This is a genomic window from Nodosilinea sp. AN01ver1, assembly GCF_050565655.1.
GTDB lineage: Bacteria > Cyanobacteriota > Cyanobacteriia > Phormidesmidales > Phormidesmidaceae > Nodosilinea.
Map to the genome: position 1 here is coordinate 1 of NZ_JBNXVS010000069.1, position 20,449 is coordinate 20,449.

20 protein-coding genes are annotated in these 20,449 nt (G+C 56.2%); 9 read left to right on the forward strand and 11 right to left on the reverse strand.

Features of this window, described 5'->3' with window-relative positions; genetic code table 11:
• The 7 genes from ACQ4N7_RS27915 to ACQ4N7_RS27945 form a co-directional block, all read right to left on the reverse strand.
• On the reverse strand, positions 1-66 hold a 66-nt coding region (locus ACQ4N7_RS27915; RefSeq protein ID WP_430714733.1), incomplete at its 3' end, for a transposase-like zinc-binding domain-containing protein.
• A gap of 135 nt (positions 67-201) precedes the next feature.
• The gene (locus ACQ4N7_RS27920) at positions 202-1,242 is read right to left on the reverse strand and encodes a Rieske 2Fe-2S domain-containing protein (protein ID WP_430714716.1); all 1,041 of its coding nucleotides are present in this window, start codon (positions 1,240-1,242) and stop codon (positions 202-204) included.
• A 130-nt stretch (positions 1,243-1,372) separates the two neighbouring features.
• Positions 1,373-1,681, reverse strand: coding sequence for an isochorismate lyase (locus tag ACQ4N7_RS27925; protein ID WP_430714734.1), 309 nt, complete (start codon positions 1,679-1,681; stop codon positions 1,373-1,375).
• Between the two features lie 69 nt (positions 1,682-1,750).
• On the reverse strand, positions 1,751-2,818 hold the full coding sequence (locus ACQ4N7_RS27930) for a Rieske 2Fe-2S domain-containing protein (RefSeq protein ID WP_430714717.1): 1,068 nt from the start codon (positions 2,816-2,818) through the stop codon (positions 1,751-1,753).
• A gap of 206 nt (positions 2,819-3,024) precedes the next feature.
• Positions 3,025-3,861 carry an ABC transporter permease gene (locus ACQ4N7_RS27935; RefSeq protein ID WP_430714718.1) on the reverse strand — a complete coding sequence of 279 codons (837 nt, stop codon included), beginning with the start codon at positions 3,859-3,861 and terminating at the stop codon, positions 3,025-3,027.
• 245 nt (positions 3,862-4,106) lie between these two features.
• Positions 4,107-4,874: an ABC transporter ATP-binding protein gene (locus ACQ4N7_RS27940; RefSeq protein WP_430714735.1), complete on the reverse strand. Its 768-nt coding sequence runs from the start codon at positions 4,872-4,874 to the stop codon at positions 4,107-4,109.
• A gap of 104 nt (positions 4,875-4,978) precedes the next feature.
• Positions 4,979-6,064 carry an ABC transporter substrate-binding protein gene (locus ACQ4N7_RS27945; RefSeq protein WP_430714719.1) on the reverse strand — a complete coding sequence of 362 codons (1,086 nt, stop codon included), beginning with the start codon at positions 6,062-6,064 and terminating at the stop codon, positions 4,979-4,981.
• Between the two features lie 266 nt (positions 6,065-6,330).
• Between ACQ4N7_RS27945 and ACQ4N7_RS27950 the strand changes: the two genes are divergently transcribed.
• The 4 genes from ACQ4N7_RS27950 to ACQ4N7_RS27965 all read left to right on the forward strand — a co-directional run bounded on the left by ACQ4N7_RS27950 (position 6,331) and on the right by ACQ4N7_RS27965 (position 9,180).
• Positions 6,331-7,050, forward strand: a complete 720-nt coding sequence (locus ACQ4N7_RS27950) for a GntR family transcriptional regulator (RefSeq protein ID WP_430714720.1) — start codon at positions 6,331-6,333, stop codon at positions 7,048-7,050.
• 92 nt (positions 7,051-7,142) lie between these two features.
• Positions 7,143-8,186, forward strand: coding sequence for a formylglycine-generating enzyme family protein (locus tag ACQ4N7_RS27955; protein WP_430714721.1), 1,044 nt, complete (start codon positions 7,143-7,145; stop codon positions 8,184-8,186).
• Between the two features lie 184 nt (positions 8,187-8,370).
• Positions 8,371-8,589: a hypothetical protein gene (locus ACQ4N7_RS27960; RefSeq protein WP_430714722.1), complete on the forward strand. Its 219-nt coding sequence runs from the start codon at positions 8,371-8,373 to the stop codon at positions 8,587-8,589.
• Positions 8,590-9,006: 417 nt separating this feature from the next.
• The gene (locus ACQ4N7_RS27965; protein ID WP_430714723.1) at positions 9,007-9,180 is read left to right on the forward strand and encodes a hypothetical protein; all 174 of its coding nucleotides are present in this window, start codon (positions 9,007-9,009) and stop codon (positions 9,178-9,180) included.
• Positions 9,181-9,255: 75 nt separating this feature from the next.
• Here ACQ4N7_RS27965 and gntK read toward each other — a convergent pair whose 3' ends face one another.
• The 3 genes from gntK to rsgA all read right to left on the reverse strand — a co-directional run bounded on the left by gntK (position 9,256) and on the right by rsgA (position 13,898).
• The gene (gene gntK, locus ACQ4N7_RS27970; protein ID WP_430714724.1) at positions 9,256-10,809 is read right to left on the reverse strand and encodes a gluconokinase; all 1,554 of its coding nucleotides are present in this window, start codon (positions 10,807-10,809) and stop codon (positions 9,256-9,258) included.
• A 210-nt stretch (positions 10,810-11,019) separates the two neighbouring features.
• Positions 11,020-12,372 (reverse strand): gluconate:H+ symporter, encoded by a 1,353-nt coding sequence (locus tag ACQ4N7_RS27975; protein WP_430714725.1) that lies wholly within the window; start codon positions 12,370-12,372, stop codon positions 11,020-11,022.
• Positions 12,373-12,842: 470 nt separating this feature from the next.
• The gene (gene rsgA, locus ACQ4N7_RS27980; protein ID WP_430714726.1) at positions 12,843-13,898 is read right to left on the reverse strand and encodes a ribosome small subunit-dependent GTPase A; all 1,056 of its coding nucleotides are present in this window, start codon (positions 13,896-13,898) and stop codon (positions 12,843-12,845) included.
• A 341-nt stretch (positions 13,899-14,239) separates the two neighbouring features.
• Between rsgA and ACQ4N7_RS27985 the strand changes: the two genes are divergently transcribed.
• The 3 genes from ACQ4N7_RS27985 (at position 14,240) to ACQ4N7_RS27995 (ending at position 16,368) form a co-directional block, all read left to right on the forward strand.
• Positions 14,240-14,680, forward strand: coding sequence for a hypothetical protein (locus ACQ4N7_RS27985; RefSeq protein ID WP_430714727.1), 441 nt, complete (start codon positions 14,240-14,242; stop codon positions 14,678-14,680).
• A gap of 729 nt (positions 14,681-15,409) precedes the next feature.
• A complete protein-coding gene (locus tag ACQ4N7_RS27990; protein WP_430714728.1) occupies positions 15,410-15,694 on the forward strand; it encodes a hypothetical protein in 285 nt (94 codons plus the stop codon).
• A 104-nt stretch (positions 15,695-15,798) separates the two neighbouring features.
• Complete coding sequence (locus tag ACQ4N7_RS27995) at positions 15,799-16,368, forward strand: REP-associated tyrosine transposase (RefSeq protein WP_430714729.1); 570 nt, start codon at positions 15,799-15,801, stop codon at positions 16,366-16,368.
• Between the two features lie 617 nt (positions 16,369-16,985).
• On the opposite strand, the gene ACQ4N7_RS28000 is transcribed toward ACQ4N7_RS27995, so the two are convergent.
• Positions 16,986-18,488, reverse strand: a complete 1,503-nt coding sequence (locus ACQ4N7_RS28000; protein ID WP_430714730.1) for a hydroxysqualene dehydroxylase — start codon at positions 18,486-18,488, stop codon at positions 16,986-16,988.
• Positions 18,489-18,609: 121 nt separating this feature from the next.
• On the opposite strand from ACQ4N7_RS28000, the gene ACQ4N7_RS28005 reads away from it, so the two are divergent.
• On the forward strand, positions 18,610-19,338 hold the full coding sequence (locus ACQ4N7_RS28005; protein ID WP_430714731.1) for a TspO/MBR family protein: 729 nt from the start codon (positions 18,610-18,612) through the stop codon (positions 19,336-19,338).
• Positions 19,339-19,479: 141 nt separating this feature from the next.
• Complete coding sequence (locus tag ACQ4N7_RS28010; protein WP_430714732.1) at positions 19,480-20,124, forward strand: Uma2 family endonuclease; 645 nt, start codon at positions 19,480-19,482, stop codon at positions 20,122-20,124.
• The last annotated feature ends 325 nt before the right edge of the window (positions 20,125-20,449 follow it).

A 20,449-nucleotide genomic window follows, 5' to 3' on the forward strand; every position in this document is an offset into this window, starting at 1 on the left:
GCCGTCCGAAAGCGACTCTCGCCCGTTTTTGACAACTTGTTGGCTCTGGCAGTGAGGACAATCCATCAGGCTGAAGTAGTTGCACTACAGCCATTTTACTTATCAACGCCTAGCAGACCAGTGCCGAGTGCAGGATATCTTGCTTGCCATTGAAACAATTCAGCAGCGCATCCAAGGCCTTGATTTTCAGGCGTTTGAAGATCATCCAATTCTGGACATCCCAGCTAAAACAGGTTCATCCTTCTGAACCTCATGGATCTTAATCAGCGCTGCCAGCTGTCGCCGCATGATGATACCCGGCTGATCTGACGGCATGTGCTGTTCACAGGACACGTCCACTGGGGTGTCGTAGTCGGTCGATTCCAGCACCACTTTGTCTTCGTTCACCACCTGGCGATCGAAGGCGATAATCGACTCGGCGCTGGCGTCGGCCTCACTGTCGTTGCGAATGCAGAACTGCACGAGCTGGGAGGTGCGATCGCTCACCGGAGTCGCTGCCGTAAAGATCAAATGCATCAGCCCGTTGGGGTAGGTGATCTTCAGCGTGCGGCTAAAGGGCACGTACCAGGTCGATTCCACCTCGCGCACGGTCAGGCGATCGGGAATGTTGAGGTTCTTTTGCTGGGTGGGCGGGTTTACAACAGGCACGGTGGCGTACACCTTCAGCCCCAGCTCCAGCGGCACAATCTCTGACCTGGCGGGCTTAGGCTGCTCGGTCACCCCAAACGATTCGGCGTGGACGATGCTGAAGTGGGCATTGTCAAAAGAGTTTTCCATCACCCGCAGGCCGCTGCACTGCCAGGGCTCGTAGAACTGGGGAATGAGCCGATTTTCGGACACCTCGGCCTCAGAAATTTCCGGCAGCGGTAGTAAGGGATCCTCCGATAAACACACCCATACATAGCCGTAGCGTTCTGCACACTGGAAGGCATCAACCCGATAGGTTTTAGGAATCGCTACGCCGGGATCGAGCTGGGGCACGTTCGCACAGGATCCATCGGCGTTATAGGACCAGCCGTGGTAAGGGCAGCGCACGCAGCCGTTTTGCACAATGCCCATCGAGAGTTTGGCGGAGCGGTGGCAGCAGCGATCGCGCAGGGCAGCAGGCTCCCCCTCTGTCGTCAGCCACAGCACCAGGGGTTCGCCCAGCAGCGTAAAGGATTGTGGGCCGTCGGTGAGATCGGCGATCGGCATGACGGGGTACCAGAAGCGGCGCAGGACGGGGTGTTGGGTGACGAGCATGGGTGATCCTTAGAGGTAGGTGGGTCGCGTCCCCTGAGCGGAGTCGAAGGGGTGCGTGGGTAGATGGGTGGGAGAGTGAAGGGGTGGATGGGTGAGCCCTGGATATCGCCTGAGCTAAGGGGGAACAGGTTTAGGGTTCTTGCGGTTGGGATTGCTGCCAGTGCTTCATTTCTTCGGCGATAAAGTGGTTGACCAGGTCGCGGTAGAGGGACTCGATCGCATCTCCGTTTAGCCCCTCGGTTTCGGCCCAGACCCGGCGCTGCTGGAGCATGGACTCGAATCGCTCTGGCGCTTTGACCGCAGTCTCGCTGGTTTTGAATTTAGCTGCGGCTTTGACATAGGCAAAGCGCTGACCCAACAGGGCAATCACCTGGCGATCGAGGCGATCGATTTCGGCGCGAATGTCGGCCATAGTCTGACACTGCTCAGGAGTATTCATGGCATCAGGATGAATGTGGGTTAATGCGCCACTGTAGTCCATTAGCCGTAGGGTGGGCACGGCCCACCATCAACTTACGCTCGCTTTCTCAAGAATTTTGGCCGTTGGGGAAGGCTGGTTCTGCCGCCGCTGCTCAACCTCGCCGTGCTCCCTCAGCAGTTTGGCCAGCCGATGGCGCATAAGAATACCGGGGCGATCGCTGGCCATGTGCTGCTCTGCGGCCAAACTCAGCGGCGCATCGTAGTCGGTGCCCTCCAGAATTACCCGATCTTCGGCGGTAACCTGGCGATCGAACGCGATGATGTCGGCGGCTTTGGCTTCCGCCTCGGTGTCGTTGCGCAGGCAAAACTGCACGACTTGAGAATGCTGGTCGTCGATGGGCGTGTAGGCCGTGAAAATGATGTGCTCTAGCCCGTTCGGGTACTGAATTTTGAGGGTGCGGGCGAAGGGCATATACCAGGTGCGAGTGTTGGTACGAATCGTCTTTTCAGCGGCAATGCCAAGGTTCTTCTTTTGCAGGTCGGGGTTGAGCACCTCCAACCAGTGCCTCATCACAAAGCCAAAGTCGGTTTCGGTCACGTCGTCAATCGGCGGCGGCTGCGGGTTCGACATATCGCCCCACGAGCTGGCGTGAACGAAGTGCCCGTGGGCGCTGTCAAAAGAGTTCTCGATCGCGCGCAGCCCCCCCACTTTCCAGGGTTCGTAGAACTCGTGGATGAACCGAAAATTGCTGTCGGCAAATTCTGGAATTTCGGGAATCGGCTGGAGCGGATTTTCATCCAAACAGACCCAGACGTAGCCGTAGCGCTCAACGCATTGGAAGGCATCGATCCGGTAGGTTTTGGGGATTGCCGCATCGGCATCGAGCTGAGGCACGTTGACGCAGGTGCCCTCGGCGTCGTATTGCCAGCCGTGGTAGGGGCAGCGCACGCAGCCGTCTTTTACAATGCCTTTTGAGAGCTGGGCGGAACGGTGACAGCAGCGATCGCGCAGTGCCGCCGGTTGCCCATTTTCGTCGATCCATAGCACCAGCGGTTCGCCCATCAGCGTGAACGATTGAGGACCATTAATTAGATGATCTAGCGGAATGACGGGGTACCAGAAGCGCCGCAGCACGGGTTGTTGAGTAGTCAGCATAGGGGTCTCCGGTAGGGGTAAGGGGGCGTAGGGTGCATTCGCGAAGCGCAGCGAAGCAATGCACCGATCTCCTATAAAGAATTCCGTTAACGCAATGGAATGCAAATATGTCCGTTACAAGATGCTCTAGCGGTGCATTGCGGCACGGGGAGTTAAGAGTTGTAGGCCGGGTTCGGGGAGCCGCGAATGCACCCTACGTAGATCGGCTAATTTTCATGTTTCATGGCGCTGGAGTGCCAATTCTTGAGCAAAACGTTCGATAGGGCTGAGAGAGCGGCAAAAATGGCGATCCCCGACACCGTAATCAGCAGCAGCGCCGCAAACATCCGAGGAATTTGCAGGTTGTAGCCCGCGATCAAAATTTGGTAGGCCAGCCCCGATTGGGCACCGCCAGTTCCCGCGACAAATTCCGCTACCACTGCCCCAATCAGCGCCAGGCCGCCGCTAATCCGCAGGCCCGCAAGAAAGTAGGGCAGGCTGGTGGGCAGCCGCAGGTACCACAGGGTTTGCCAGCGACTGGCTTTGTTGAGCTTAAATAGGTTCACTAGCGACGGGTCGGTGCTGTTCAGCCCCAGCACGGTGTTCGACACGATGGGAAAGAAGGCGACTATCCAGGCGCAGACCACCAGGGCGGCGAAGGTGTTGTTCTTGAGCCAGATGATGATCAGGGGCGCGACGGCGACGATGGGCGTGGTTTGCAGCAGCACGGCGTAGGGAAAGAAGCTGCGTTCGATCCACTTGCTCTGGGCAAAAAGAATGGCGACGAAAAGCCCCGACAGCGTGGCGGCCACCAGGGCTGTGAAGGCGATTTTCATCGTCACAAACCAGGAGGGAAATAGCGTGGGCCAATCCTTTGCCAGGGTCTGCAGAATGAGGATGGGGCCGGGCAGCAGGTAGGGAGGCGTGTTGGTAATGCGCACAGCCAGTTCCCAGGCGGTGAGCAGGATGAGGCCGACGATAACTGGAGCCAGCACGTCGGGGGAGAGTAGCGACTTCACCCACCGAAGCTGTGTTTGGGGTCGTTCTAGGGCGGGAAACAGCATGGCAGTACCGGTTTTGGATTTTGGACTTGTGGTGAGCTTGTCAAACTATCAGGGATGTTGGATTGGGGCGACTAGAAACTCGGTTTCGTTTTCGCTTTTCAAAGGCAGAACTGGCCTGCTGACCGAGAAACCGGATTTCTCTGCCAGTTAAAGGGGTAGGTTGGGTGGAGCGCTAGCGGAACCCAACTAAAGAGTTGATTGTGTTGGGTTACACTCCGTTCCACCCAACCTACAAATGAGATCTGCTAAAGGGCCAGCGCCAGGGGTTCGCCCATGGCTGTAGACAAACTGTGGGAGACATCGCGGCAGTAGCGGTTGAACTGGGCTGAGGTGCGGTAGTCGGGGTCGCGGGGGTGAGGGCTGTCGATCGCAATATCGGCTACCACGCGCCCCGGCTTTGAGGCCATTACCACGACTCGGTGGGCCAGGTATACCGCCTCATAAATGCTGTGGGTGACGAACAGAATAGTCAGGTTGCGCTGGTGCTGAAGGGTGAGCAAATCCTGATTGAGCTTGCCACGAGTCATTTCATCCAGGGCACCGAAGGGTTCATCCATCAGCAGCACGTTGGGCTGGGTGACCAGGGCACGGGCGATCGAGACGCGCATTTTCATGCCGCCGGAGAGTTCGCGGGGGTAGACTCGCTCAAAACCCTGCAGGCCGACCTGGGCGATCGCCTCCGATGCCAGCTCCAGCGCCTGCCGTTTCGGCACCTTGGCCAGCTTCAGCGGCAGCCGAATGTTATCCATTACCGTGGCCCAGGGCATCAGCGCTGCCTCTTGAAAGACGTAGGCCAACCTGTGGTCGCCGCTTTGCCAGGTCATGCGCCCGGTGGTCAGGTCGCCCAGTTCTGAGATAATTCGCAGCACCGTGCTCTTACCGCAGCCCGACGGCCCCACCAGGCTGGTGATGGTGCCCGGCTCGACGGCGAGGCTAAAGTCTTGCAGGGCCACGGTGCCGTTGGCGTAGGTTTTGCCCACCTGCTCCAGGGTGAGAATGGGTTGGGTCTGCATGGCGATCGCGCTCGTTGACGTTGAAACAATCATCGGCCAAGCCTCCGGCCTGGAGGGTCATGGGTGAACAATTCGATGCGTAACGGTGCTATGTAGGCGATCGCTTAGGCCTGGTAAGCCTCTGGCCCCTTGTTCACAAACTCCAGCGAATAGGCCTGCTTGTAGTCCACCGAGTCTTCAAACGCGCCCAGATCAGACATTGTGGTAAAAATTTCCTGCCAGCGATCGTCGGTCATCGCGCCAATGCCTTGGGTCTCGGCCTCGCCGCTATTAATAATGCCGTACTCGTTGAGCTTGGCGAGGCCAAAGGCCAGCTGCTCATCGCTCATTTCGGGGTTGTCTTGCTTGATCAGCTCATTGCCAGGGGCAGGATCCGTTAGATAGCTATACCAGCCCTTAATCGAGGCATCTACAAACCGCTGCACCAGGTCAGGGTTGCCCTCCATAATTTCGCGGCGGGTTTCAATGGTGGTGGTGTAGTTGGGGTAGCCATGGTCGGCCATCAGCAGCACCACCGGCTCAAAGCCACCCTCTTTCTCAATGGCAAAGGGTTCGGAGGTAATGTAGCCCTGCTGCACCACGTTTTTATCGGCCACAAACGGTCCTACATTAAAGGTATAAACCCCCATCTGGTCGTCGCTGAGGCCGTACTTCGCCTTGATAAAGGGCCAGAAGGTAGTGTGGGCGCTGGTCGACATCAGAATGGTTTTGCCCTTCAGGTCTTCAAACGACTCAATCCCCGCATTGGGGTGGGCCATCAGCGCCTGGGGATCTTTCTGGAAAATAGCGGCTACCGTCACCTTAGGCACCCCTTCTTGAATGGAGTTGATGGCGTCGATCGCGTAGCCCATCTTAAAGTCGTGCGCCCCGGCCATTAGCAGCTGGTTGCCGTTCACTTGGGGGCCGCCCATGCTGATGGTGACATCCAGCCCGTGGTCGGCGTAAATGCCGGTGGCCACCGCCTGGTAAAAGCCGCCGTGCTCGGCCTGGGCAAACCAGCTAGTGCCAAAGGTCACTTTATCCAGTTCGCCCGAAGCCGCAGAGGCATCAGCCGGGGTCGATGCATTTTGCGAACCGCCACCAGCGCAGGCTGCCAGCGCCCCCGCCCCCAAAGCCAGAGAGCTGTAGCGCAAAAACCGCCGCCGATTGAGAGCCAGGGCAAAAGAATCAGGAGTACGAGGAAACGTCATAGCAAAAGCCTAAGTAGATGAACCTAAGTAGATGAAACAGTCAAACAACGAGCGAAGCGAGAACCGACCAATACCCTCTCATGAAATCCTTGAGGCTCAGTATCCAGAACAGAGAGGGTTACGTATACTGAACCTACAATAATGAATACCTCAGGGTATTAAGCCCTGAATTCAGCGTTGTATACAAGAGACGTTAAGGGCTGCAAACCGTAACTTCCGTAGTCTCAGATACCGTTATTTGTTCTTTTTGACATTGGAGTGCGATCGTGGCCAAAGCAGGTTATCAGGCTCCTAAGGCCCAGGCTACCAAGATCAGCCATAAAAAATCTGGCAGCAGCGTCGATCGTATCTACCAGCAGCTCAAGCAGATGGCGATGACCTACAAGTTTCGCCCCGGCGAGCCGCTCAACGAAGTCGAACTCGCCGCCTCTTTTGGGGTCAGCCGCACGCCCCTGCGCGAAGTGCTCAACCGCCTGGTGGCCGAGGGTCTGCTCGACTTTGTGCCCCGCAAGGGTTTTTCCTGCAAACCACTCGATACCAAGCGCGTGTTTGACCTCTACGAAGTGCGCTGCGGCCTGGAGATGATGAGTGCCAAGCTAGCCACCCAGCGCGCCAGCGACGACGAAATCGAAGCTTTGACTCAGTTCTGGAAAGCCGCCGCCGAAAAATTCTGCACCCTGCCCCCGGTAGACTGCGCCCGCTGCGACGAAACCTTCCACGAGCGGTTGGCGGAACTATCGCAAAATAGCGAGCTGCTGCACATGCTGCAAAACGTCAACGCCCGCGCCCACTATCTGCGGCTGATCTCTATGGAGCAAGAGCCCTACCGCCGCAACACCTGCGCCGAGCACCAGCTGATTTTGCAAGCTATTCAAGACCGCAATGTGGACGCGGCAGTGAACTGTATGGCGGCCCACGTCAGCCTGCGCCAGGAGCAGCTGGTGGAAGTGATCAAAGAAGGCGTGGCGCGGCTTTATATGAGCTGAGTATCTTTATCTTTCGAGTTGTTGTGGCTTGTCCAGCAACCTGAAAACAACGTGAATGCTATTGTGCAATCAATTAAGATGTCAAAAATTCCATGGAAAATAAAAACCAGGATTTACCCGAAAATGTTCAAGAATTGATTAGGAATCTGCCTGAAGATCGGCGGGAGAATCTTGAGGAGATGACTCAGATTGCAGTTAGGCATATGGAAACCGTTGTCCTACCTAAGCAAAAATTCATATACCCTGAAGTACAAGTTTTATCTCAATCACCTCTAAAAAAAGATGTTCAGCGTCAAGTCTTAGGCTTTGACACCGTTGTTCTAGAGGGTGGCGAAATTAAAACTATTCATAAATCAGCCGAATACTTCACTGAAAGCTTGGGAAGCGATACTACGTTGGAAATGCTTCTGATTCCTGGCGGAAACTTCACTATGGGTTCACCTGAGGAAGACAACTATGTCTGTTCGCCTCCGCCGCATGAAGTGAAGGTCTCTGAATTTTACATGGGCAAGTTTCAAGTTACACAAAAGCAATGGAAAGCCATTATGCAACACAACCTCTCTGCCCATGAGGGTGATTACCTTCCCGTGGAGAATGTTTCATGGTGCGATGCTGTTGAGTTTTGCGCAAGAATTTCTGAACTTACAGGAAGAAATTACAGGTTGCCAAGCGAAGCCGAGTGGGAATATGCCTGCCGTGCTGGCACTACTACCTACTACAGTTTTGGCTCGCAAATTAACACTCGACTCGCGAATTATTGGGATATGGATGCTTCTGAAAGCTTGCCTGTAGAAACCCCCGTTCCATCAGAGGGGTGTGTCGCGGCTTATAACCCAGATGGAGTGCAGTACTTACAAACAGTGCCGGTTGGCAGTTATTTCCCAAACGCATTTGGGCTTTACGACATGCACGGTAATGTTTATGAGCTTTGCCAAGATGCCTGGCACTATGATTATACTGGCGCACCCAACGATGGCAGTTCATGGGGAACAGGCTATGATGATGGTTTAGTTGTGATTAGAGGAGGTTCGTTCGATTACTATGATTTAAACTGCTGTTCAGCGTTTCGCTCGGATACTGGGATAAGTTATAGATATCACGGCACTGGTTTTCGAGTCGCCTGCTCAGTACAGTAATTTAAAGTAGCTTAAAATAGCGTTTTTCTGCTTTTGAATGATTTTAATTTCGATTAATTAAGGTATTTTTATGGCTGCCTGAAAATCCTTTAAGGCAGTACTGCTGATGCGTTGGCTGGGTGGCGTGCTAGCAGGACCCAGCGAGGTAGACCTCTGTTGGATTTCACTACGTTTGAACTTGACTATGTCTAAAATTATGCGGCCAGTAACAGCAAATAACATTGATGGTCAAAGGCAGTTGTTGCACACCTTGTTAGAAGGGTTAGGAGAAGCATCCTCCGCTGAGATTGAGGCTGCCTTAGCGAGTCGAGAACTGGTTCAACCAGAAGATGAATTGCCTCCTGAAGTTGTCACTCATCTTCAACGGCGGATACAAGATGCGGCAAAAAAATCCGCATCTTGAAGATGGTAGTAATGCCTCAACCTTCGTTCTATGGAAAAGTCCAGTTTGAGCGCTGAGCTGGACATCAAAGGAGGGCGATCGCATCCCTACCACTTCTTAAAGTTCAAAGACCAATACAGTTCTAAGCGATATTCACCGAACAGTTGCACAAAGCCAAACTGTTGCGGTAGCAATTTGCTGTGACTGCCTCTGTTCCGATCGCCCTGCTTGAACGAGAATTGAGCTATCGAATACAGCGATCGCGGTTTTACCCAAGCGATCGGCGTTCCTCCCTAACGCTTGCTGACTAGTTGGAGGACGACGATCGCCACCATCAAGCCTGTCGCCCCTGCTGCCTGTTTGTGAGGCATGGGGGGCGGCTAGAGTGCGCGATCGCACAGCAAAACCTACTCACGCCCCAATATCAAAGGAGCTGTCATGCTTAGAACCAGCCATATTTCTGAAACAGTTCACAATCCCCAGGGCTGGGGCCAACGCTTGCAAAGCGCAGCGGCTCAGTTTTGGCGCTTTAGTCGCTTCTATGGCGACTACCAATCGCTGCCCCCAGCGGAGCGGCGGCGGTTTGTTATTGAGCGGCAGAAGCGAGGCTGATCCCCTGGCCCCAGGTTGACGAAACAGTCGGTGCCAACTGCATTTGGGGGGTGGTGGGCGGTGCCCACCCTACATTTAGGGGGCGATGCCGCTTAGCTCGGCCTGCAGGGCGGCGATCGCGTCGTATTCTTGCGCAAATACCTCGGTCAGGCGCTCGAATACGGGCAACACCTTCTTGTAAACTGTCACGTTTTCGGGGATGGGCTGGTGACGATAGGTTGCGCCAATCATGGTGCTGACCATTTCGAGCGATGGCACCCGACCCAGGCCGTGCATGCCCAGTACGGCAGCCCCCAGGCAGGAGCTCTCGTAGTGCTCTGGAATAGTCACCTCGCGGTTAAAAATATCGGCCATCATCTGTCGCCACAGGGGCGACTCGGCAAACCCGCCCGTGGCCTGAATCAGCGTGGCGGGGCCAGCAAAATCTTCCAGCGCCTTCAGCACCAGGTAGAGGTTGTAGACAATACCCTCCAGCACCGATCGCACCATATGCGATTTGGTGTGCTTGACGCTGAGGCCAAAGAACGAGGCCCGCGCGTTGGCGTTCCACAGGGGCGATCGCTCGCCCATCAGGTAGGGGTGAAACAGCAGCCCTTCTGAACCGGGGGACACCGCCGCCGCCATCTTGGTTAGCAGGCTGTAGACATCCTGGCCCAGGCGCTTGGCGGTGGCTACCTCGGCGTCGGCCAGCTGGTCACGCACCCAGCGCAGGGCAATGCCGCCGTTGTTGACCGCGCCGCCAATCACCCACTGGTGCTCGGTCAGGGGGTAGCAAAACAGCCGCTCCTGAGGGTCGGTGACGGGGCGATCGACCACCGCCCGCACCGCGCCGCTGGTGCCCACCGTGACCGCGACCAGACCGGGGGCGATCGCCCCCACCCCCAGGTTCGACAGCACACCATCGCTCGCCCCGGCAATGATCGGCGTCTCGGCCCGCAGACCCATTGCCTCGGCCATGGCGGGCTTGAGCCCCGGCAGCACGGCGGTGGTCGGCACCAGCTCAGAGAGCTGGCTGGGGTCAACTCCGGCGATCGCCAGCGCGCCCTGATCCCAGTTCAGCGTTTCCAGGTTGAGCAACCCCATCGCTGTGGCAATGGAGTGGTCGACCACATAGCGACCAATCAGCCGATAAAACACGTACTCTTTGATTGAAATAAACCGCGCCGCCCGCTGAAATAGCTCGGGCTGCTCGTGGCGCAGCCAGGCCAGCTTGACCAACGGCGACATGGGGTGAATGGGGGTGCCCGTACGCCGGTAAACCGCGTGGCCATCCATGTCGGCCTTGATGCGCTTGTCCCAGCCGGTGCTGCGGTTGTCGGCCCAGGTAATGCTGCGGCTGATTGGTTCGCCGTCCTTATCCACCAAAATCAGGCTGTGCATGGCCGCACTAAAGCTCAAGCCCAGCACCTGCGACGGGTTGAGCACGTAGGCGTCCATCACCCCCCGTACTGTTTTGACCACGGCGGTAAAAATCTCCTCCGGGTCTTGTTCGGCGGTGGCGACATCGGGGGTGTAGAGGGGGTAGGTGACCAGGGCTTTGCCCACGACTTTGCCCGTCTCGGTAAACAGCACCGACTTGGTGCTGGTGGTGCCAATATCCACCCCGATGATGTAGTTTTGGTCAGCCATGATCCTAATTAAGAGTTTTTTAGCGATCTACTTGGGCGCATTTAGAGATTGGGAGACTACCTGCCAAAGCTAGCGATCCCCCTAAATCCCCCTGAGAAAGGGGGACTTTGAAGTAAGCTTAGCCCCCCTTTTCAAAGGGGCAGGGGGGAGCAATGGATCATTAAAGTTGCACCAGATCCCCTTTCAAAGGGCCTTTAAGAGGCGACAGCGCTACAGAAACAGGCTCACAATCAGCATAATGATCAGGCCCACAACGCCAACGATGGTCTCCATCACCGTCCACGATTGCAGGGTTTGTTTCTCAGTCATACCTAAGAACTTGCCCACCAGCCAGAAGCCCGAGTCGTTGACGTGGGAGAGCACCGTGGCCCCCGATGCGATCGCAATGGTAATTGCCCCCACCATCGCCCCCGAATAGTTGGCCGCCGTTACCGCTGGGGCCACCAGGCCCGCCGCCGTCACCATCGACACCGTGGCCGAACCCTGGCTCACCCGCACCACCGTTGCAATCAAAAAGGCCAGCAGAATGATCGGCAGGTTAGAGGCGGCCATAGCGGTGGCCAGCGCTTCGCCAACGCCCGTGGCAATCAGGGTGCGGCCAAACACGCCGCCAGCCCCAGTAACCAGAATAATTAATCCAATCGGCTCAAACGATTTGGTGGCAATGCGCTGAATGTCGTTGCGGGTGTAGCCGCGCAGCGTGCCCAAAAAGTAGAACGCTAGCAGCGTCACAATCGTCAGCGCCGTAAACGGATGGCCAATAAAGGCGGCCCAGTTGCGCACAGGGTTGCCCTCGGGCAGCGTTACCCCCAGCACGGTGTTGAGCAAAATCAGCACCAGGGGAATGGCCACCAGCGTCATCACCATAGCAAAGCTGGGCAGCTCTTTCAGCGGGGTGCCCTGGGGTGGCGGAGCGGCCTCTTCCATTTCGGCAGGCACATCGAGGTGAATTTTGCTGGCAATCTTCTTGCCGAAAAACACGCCGCCGATCGCCATCGCCGGAATGCCCGCCAGTATTCCCATCAAAATGACCCAGCCCAGGTCGGCCCCCAGTAGCGAGGCCACCGCCACCGGCCCCGGCGTCGGCGGAATGAACGAGTGCCCCACCGCAATACCCGCCACCAGCGGAATGGCGTAGTACAGCAGCGATCGCCCCGTTCGCCGCCCCAGGCTATACACCAGCGGAATTGACAGAATCAGCGCCACATCAAAAAAGACCGGAATAGCAATTACCAGCCCGGCCAGCCCCAGTGCCCACTGGGCGTTGTCTTGACCAAACTTTTTTACCAAAGAGTTAGCGATCTGCTCGGCCCCGCCCGAGACCTGAAGAATCTCACCAAACATCGCCCCCAGGGCAATCACAATGGCAATGTAGCCCAGGGTGTTGCCCATCCCCTCCTGAATGACGCCAGCAATCTCAGCCGGGGGAATGCCGCCGATAATGGCGACAAAAAAGCTCACCAGCAGCAGCGCCAGAAAGGCCTGAAGCCGCAGCACAATAACCAAAAAAAGCAGTAGGGCAATGCCTAATACTGCAATGAATAACAACGAAAAGGTAGACATTTTCGAGAGTCCTGTAGGGTGATGCCCAAACGCTATGGTTGCCTAAAATGCTACGAACAACCAAATCTTACGAACTGCCATCAGCGGCGCAAAAACGTTAGAGCTTGATCAAAGTCAATCGTCCACAAGATAGATATACAGGCCGCCGACTTTGATGCACAAGGGCTGCAGCCGCTACACCAGCCAAAAGCCAACCTCAGAGATCCTAAGCATTAGTTTGAGGCTGGAGGTAATCCGGCTGGATGATTAAAGGTAAATTAACAAAAGCTAAGCTCCAGAAATCTAAAAAGATCAGATTTCTCTTAGGAGCTAATACCTTTTTTACCGACAACTCTCATCTTAAAAAGAAAGCGTCGGAGCTTAGGAATCTGATTCACAAAAATAAACTGTGATGCAGTTTTTTGGTGCAGTAATTGGCAAATTGCGACTACTGCACCAAAAAATCTCTCCCAGGTAGGGTGACTTTTTCGCTATCGATTGGGGCGATCGCGCATTGCTTTGTGGATTGTCTTCCACCTGCGCTTGCTGTTGAGGCTGGCGCGGGCATCCTGGCGCTGGTCGAGCCACTGCTGCTCGCGCTGGAGCTTGTGGTAGCTGTGCAGACGATCGCGCTCTAGAGCGCCCGATGCGATCGCTTCCTCGACCGCGCAGCCCGGCTCACCCTGGTGCCGACAGTCGCGAAACCGGCAGTCTGCCGCCAGTTCCTCAATGTCGGCAAAGGTAGCCTCCAGCCCGTCGCTGGTTGTCCACAGCTGTAGCTCCCTCATTCCCGGCGTGTCGATCAGCAGCGCCCCCGAGGGCAGGGGCAGCAGGTGCCGCCCGGTGGTGGTGTGCCGCCCCCGACTGTCGTCGTCGCGCACCGCCTGGGTCGCCTGCTGCTGAAGGCCGAGAAAGTGGTTAGTCAGCGTCGACTTGCCCACCCCCGACGAGCCAATCAGCGCCACGGTTTGCCCCAGACCCAGGTAGGGCGTGAGCTGCTCTAGCCCGGCCCCCGTCGCGGCGCTGACGGCGTGGATAGGAACACCGATGGCAACCGATTCGACCTGAGCGAGGCGATCGCCCAAATCCGTGCAGGTGTCGGCCTTATTCAGCACGATCACCGGGTTGGCCCGGCTCTCCCAGGCCGCCACCAGGTAGCGCTCGATGCGGCGCAGGTTAAAGTCGCCGTCGAGACCCGTCACCAAAAACACGGTATCCACATTGGCGGCCACCACCTGGCCCTCGGTTTTGCCGCCCGCCGCCTTGCGCACAAACGCGCTCTGCCGGGGCAGCACCGCGTGAATGGTGGCTGGGTCGCCGCGATAAAACGCCACCCAGTCGCCCACCGCTGGAAACGCCTGTTCGCTCTCGGCCTGGTGGCGAAACTGCCCCGTCACCTCTGCCCAGAGTTCGCCCGTTGGGGTCAAGAGTTGGTATGCGCCCCGGTGCTCTAGCGCCACTCGCCCCGCCTCAAAACCGGCCTCTGCCCAGGGGGCAAACGCCTGCTTGCAGGTGGCATTCCACCCGCCTAAGTTGTGTAAATTCAAGGGTTTTTCCTCAAATGAAGCCTATGTAGGGCAAGGCTTCATGCGGTCAACCCACCAGAGGTGCCGCCTAGCCTTGCCGGAAAAGAGTTACGTTGCCTGCTAATACCGACTCAGCCATAGGTCACCTCCCTGGTGCTCATGCTTGGCGCTGACTGGATGGGGTAGCTCTCGACATACCCGCTTTCAAGACTACAGCGGCGATCGCGGCGATTCCGGCCACGAGGTCAACTTTGCAGCAAATCTACAAACTTTTCTGGGCTGACTAAACTATTTCTCGGTTGGGGAACTCTAGCCCCTAGAACACTTTCTGACATAAACCAGTGACTGTTTAAGGGATAGCGATGATCAACGTTACTGCGGCCATGCTGTTGGCTCTTGGCATCACCCTCGACTCATTGGGGGAAAACCACGCGCTTTTGGCGGCGATCGGCATAGTCTTCGCCATGGCGTTCTTTTTGCTGATGTATCTGCAATATCCGGTCTTATTCATCGGTTCTGCCCGCTATCCTCTGGCTAGAAAGTGTTTTCCGTTCATTCGCTGGGCCATCTTTGGCATCTACATCGTTGACCTATCGACTACGCTCATGCGCCACTACGACGGCCCTGAGCTTAGCGTTTCCATCCACGCCTACAGCATTTGGGCTGGCGTTTACCTGGTGGTTTACAGCCTGGCCATTCTCACCGGGCCACCCAAACGGCGATGGCGCAGACCGCTGCTCAACCGCTACGGTCGCCATCGCTGGGCTGGTAAATTGGTTCCCGTTCCAGTCTCCATAACCTAACAACCCCAGCATCCGTTGGGTGCATTCCTGGCCTTAACGTCCTCGTGCTACTCCCCGTCTCGTGTTCTGGGCCACAGTGCACCACTTACGGCGTCGAGCTTCTTGCTTACATCTAGCTAGTGGTCTGTTAAGCCTTCAATTGCAGGTTGGGTGGCGCGCCAGCAAAACCCAACAAGCCCTAGATTATTGGCTAGTGTTGGGTTTCACTGCGTTCCACCCAACCTACAGCAACTACGCAACTCTTCGACCAATCCCAAAGACTCTCTGACCAATCCCAAAGACTCTCGGACCAATCCCAAAGACTCTCGGACTAGGTTCAAAGACTACTGGACTAAGCTCAGAGACTACTCGACTAAGCTCAAAGACTACTCGACTAAGCTCAAAGACTACTCGACTAAGCTCAAAGACTACTCGACTAGGCTCAGGAATTACTCAGCGCAGGAGACAATGACCTGAGGCTGAGAGTGTAACAATTCTTACTTGCGCTGGGTGGCGCGATCGCTTACATTACTCGGCTATAGCTGTCTGCGTGCAGCTTGTCTTCCCAAAAATTTGGTCAAGCGCCACTGGAAGGTGTGGGGACACCAACCAGCGGCTAACCCCGTTGACTGTCTTACCCAGTCTTGGAGGCTAAGGTTGATCATACCTGGCCGCCCTGAACTGCACATGTCTGGGGCGGCCAAGTTTTTGGGGGTTTCCTGCCCATCCATCTCTTTGGAGGAATCCCTCATGTTGTTTTATATCTCAGGGACCGGGTGCTTTGAAAGCACCCGGTCCCTCAACCCCTTACGCCTGACTACTCCCAACTCCCAGCCAGGACGCGAGCGATTGCATCACCTGATCATCGGCTCACCAGAAGGAGTGCAGGGCGCGATCAACCACCTGCACCTGCTCCAGTACGCCGAGCGCCTGGAGTGGAGTCGCCTGTTCACCATCCCAAAATCGGGGATTTTGATCACCCCAGAGCAGGGCGAAGTGTTTAGCTACCTGCTGAGGTACCGACAGGTGAGTTGATCCAAAGGGACCGGGTGCCTTGGAGGCACCCGGTCCCTGGATCGACGAGCTTTTCGCTACCGTTGGGGAACTCTACAGCCTATGGCACTCAGCAGGTAGCCCCCATGCCACGACGTTCGAGAAGCCTGGAGCCTGGGAATTACTACCATCTCTACAATCGTGGAAACAACCGCCAGAACCTCTTTTTCGAGAGGAACAACTATCTGTATTTTCTTAAGCAATTTCGTTACTACGTTGCCGAAGAAACAGTTCATGTCATTGCTTACTGCTTGATGCCTAATCACTACCACATCCTGATTTACCTACGGGACGATTCTCTGTCGGCAGCGATGCATCGATTCACGATGTCATATACCAATGCCATAAATCGTCGTTACCAAAGGTGTGGATCGTTATTTCAGGGCAGATTTCAAACCCTTCATGTCGATAACGACCGTTATCTGCTGCATCTGACCCGCTATATCCATCTGAACCCAGTGCAAGCCGGTTTTGTTGAGAAGCCCGAGGACTGGGAGTTTTCCAGTTATCACGAGTATGTGGGAATTCGGCGAGGTACTTTGCCAAAGCTGAAGTATATATCTGAACAAATCAGCACCCCTGCTGAATATCGCCAATTTATGAAATCATCAGATAAGAGTCCTCTGCACTCGATTCAACATCTTCTTTTTGAGTAAGTTTAGGGATCAGGTGCCTTAAAGGCACCTGATCCCTAAAAGCGAAAATTGTGATCGCAGCGTTGCCCAGTTCGCTAGGAGTAGTCGAAGGCGATGACAAACTTATACCCTTTGAGAGAACCGTAACTACCCCTGTAGAGCCTGCAGAATAAAGGCTGCTTACGTCGAAAATTGGAATAAGTTGATGCAATGCTGAGGAAATAAATATGGCCAAGTCAGTACGTTCCCGATGCACATGTGGTGAGACGGCTATACTGCAGAGCAATTTTTGCAAAGAGTGCTGGAGTTTGCTGTGGTGGCAGGCGATCGATCTGACGATGAAAGGTCAGCTTCGAACCCCCGTTTCTCTGGAGTTTGATGGCATGAGCCAGCACAGCCATCACAAGGTCAACAGCTTAGCCGCATAGCAGCTTGATTTGGATAGATTCGCTATCTTGTGGTCAATATAGTGGGTAAACGCAAGAATCTTTCAGAATTGACGCAATTCAGGGTGCATCTCAGCTTTGTAAATATGCTGCTTTCGTCCGACTCGGTGCCAGGAGCGTCATTCAAAAGCTGCTGTGACAATGGCATGTAATGTCTCCGAGGCTACAAGGCTAGCTAATGCTCTCTAGGCGCTAGGGTAGCCAAAACTGAGGCAAGTTCTGTAACCCCTGCCGTACCCAGTGATTGAGCGATCGCAGCGCCTGAATGTGCGGCTCATCCGGAATCACGGGCAAAATTTCGGCAGGCTGCCCCTGGCCCAGCTTTGCAATCACATGGTTCGCCGCCTCCAGCCCGGTCACGTAGGCCTTCTCCTGCGACCACGAGCCGTGGCGCGTCACAATCCAGTCGCCCGCCATGAACAGGTTGTCGAAGCTGGTGGTGGCGGGCAGCAGATAGCGGTAGCTGCCGGGGGCAAAGTGCGTCACCCCCTGGGGAATGCGCACCACAGCGTGGTCGATCACCTGCGCCTCGCCAAAGGCAGGAATGCACCCGGCCAGATCTTGCTGCACCTGGGCGATCGCCTGGTCGTCATCCAGCGGCAAGAGCTGGTTGGCGTGGTAGTAGTCGGCCTCGACTACGGTGCCCGGCTCGTCGCGGTACTCGTCGTGGAGGGCATTGAGGTCAAAGAACGTCCAGCCCGTGGTGGGGTGAAAGCCAAAGCAGGCGTTGGAGGGGCGGGGGATGGTGACTTTGCGATCGAGCCACAGCCGCGTGGCCAGCACATCGATCGCCCCTAGGTTGCGAATATCGCGGAACTCCTGGCGATCGCGCAACGCCGCCGACTGCTCCACAATCTTCTTCAGCCCGCTGATGCCCACGGCGAACACCACTGCATCGGCCTCAAACACTTCATCACCGCAGACCACCGCCGTTACCCGGTTGTTCTCTACCCACACATCCGATACCCGGTGGTCAGCGAGAATTTTGCCGCCTGCCTGGGCGATCGCCTCCGTCCAGGGTCGAAAGATCTGTGCCCCCACCGTGCCCCGACACCAGCGCACGTCAAAGTCGGGCTGGTGAGCGAGAATGAAGTAGTAGAGCATCCCCAACGCCGCCGCCGCCGAGCACTGTTCCCCCGGCGCAAACAGCCCCACCAGCAGCATCGGCTCAAACGACTCGTGGTAGAGCCGGGCCGACACGCCGTACTGGCGAAACAGCTCGCGGGCGGTGATGCGATCGTATTTTTGCCAGGCTTCGTCAGAGTTGTCGAAGTCGATCAGCGCTTGCAACAGCGGCAGGGCCGAGAGGCGATCGATCAGCGGCAAGCGCTTGAAATCGGTGTAGAGAAAGGTTCCCAGGGGCGTAGGCAGGTAGGGCTGGGCCTGAAACAGCGGCGACTCCACCTCCAGCCCCTGGGGCGAATACTGGGCCGATCGCGTCCACTCGGTAAAGGGCTGAATGCCCAGATGGTCGGTGAGGGCAAAAATGTTGCGGTAGGGGTACCAAAACCCATGAATGCCCGCTTCGACGGCGCGACCCTGAGGTGTTTGCCAGCCCGCGACCAGCCCGCCGGGGTAGGCTCCGGCTTCTAGCAACGTTACGGCGTAGCCCTGGCGGGCCAGGTGATAGGCCGAACCCAGCCCGGCCCAGCCTGCGCCAACCACCACTACCCGCTTTTGTGACCTGTTTTCCATTGCGTTTGCCCCGTTGCCCATAGACCTTCTTTACTCTATCGGTAGCAGCGTCCGGTAGGGTTTAGGATCAGGGGTAGAAAAGGGAAGCCGAGCCATTGTATAAACCACTTCTTTAAGGCAAATGAGCAGTAAGAAATTTGTGAAAAGCGGCATTAATACAGTGATGGGGGTGAACGAAGCCACCCGCGACACCACCATTCAGACCGATCTAGCCAATCCTCGCTGGGACAAGAAAGCCACGCTGACCTACCTCGGCGCGACGATCGCCCAGGTGGCGGCCATGACTGCACTGCTGTGGGGTATGGATGTAGCCTTTGAATCCTTCAACCTGAATGGCTTGGCTCCCTGGGCAACGACTGCCATTGCCTGCGCGTTTTTTGCCTTTGTGACCCTGCGATCGCGCCTTTTCTCTCTGCTCGACAACACCCGCAACAGCGGTCGCTACAAGTCGCTTCAGCGTCCGGGCTGGGCACCGCCACCGCTGGCCTTCCCCATCGTGTGGATGAGTATTGCTGTGCTGCGAGTGGTGTCGGCCTATTTGGTGTGGTCGGCGATGGGGCAAAGCTTTTTGAGCTGGCCGCTGATGCTCTACGTGGTGCACCTCAGCCTGGGCGACACCTGGAACACGATTTTCACGGTAGAAGGTCGCTTAGGGGCTGCCGTGCCGATGGTGATAGTGGGGCCATTGCTGTCGGTGGCGGTGCTCACGCTTGGCTATTTTCAGGTGGTGCCGCTGGCGGGGTGGGTAATTTTGCCGTCGCTGGTGTGGCTTGCGATCGCCACTGCCCTCTGCATCAGCCTCTGGCGCTTGAATGGCCAAGAGCCGTTGTACCCAGTAGTATCGGCCTGATTGGTTATCTTTTAGAGGTAGGTTGGGTGAAACGAAGTGGAACCCAACGCCAGCCTAGCTTTTGTTGGTTCTGCTAGCGCGTTGCCTAACCTTTAGGTTGACTGCCGAGCAGCTTGTTCTTCCCTACTGGTAAAAGCCCCCATGGTCACCCTTGAACTACGCCAAATTGAGGTACCCCTAGGCAAGAGCCTAGTGCTGCGCGACGTGAGCTGGGCTGAGTTTGAAGCCATTTTGGCAGAGCTGGGTAACCACCGCAGCACCCGCATCGCCTACGACGAAGGCTTTTTAGAAATTATGGCCCCTCTGCCAGAGCACGAGTACTTCAAAGAGACTATCGGTGATGCCGTTAAAGACATGGCTGAAGAACTCACTGTGGAGTATGCCAGTTATGGATCAGCAACCTGGCGGCGCGAGGCCCAGCAGGCGGGCATTGAACCCGACAACTGCTTCTATTTCCAAAACGAGGCGCTGGTGCGGGGCAAGCTGAAGTTTGATCTCGATCGTGACCCGCCCCCCGATCTCGCCCTTGAAGTCGATCTCACCAGCAAATCCCTCGATCGCTTCCCGATCTATGCCCGCCTCGGCGTACCCGAAATCTGGTGCTACGACAGCGGCGTGCTGACAATTTATCTGCTGGAGGGCGATCGCTACGCGACATCAGAGCAAAGCCAGGTGTTTCCCACGCTGGATATCCGCGCCCTGCCTCAGCTAATTGAATCGCAGCGATCGGCGGGGCGACTCGCTCTGCGGCGATCGGTGAGAGAGTGGGCAAAAGGTCAATTGTAGGGTGCATTCGCGGCCCATCAACTTAAGCGAATTGTCCTAGAATCCGCTTTAGGGACGCAATGCACCGATTGCGGCATCAGGTTAATGGTGCATTGCTCCACGAATGCACCCTACAGAGTTAATCTTCGTCTTCTAGATAGACTCTGGCCATTTCTAGGGGAACGCCAATGGGCGCACACAGCACTTTGATTAACTCAATGCGTAATTGGTCACAGCGATAAGGGAGGCTTAATGAGAAAGCCTCCAGAGCTCCAGGATTATGCCGGTAAAAGAGCAGGGGGCGAGCACCCCGACGAGGCGATGAGCTCAAAGAGATTGTCCACGG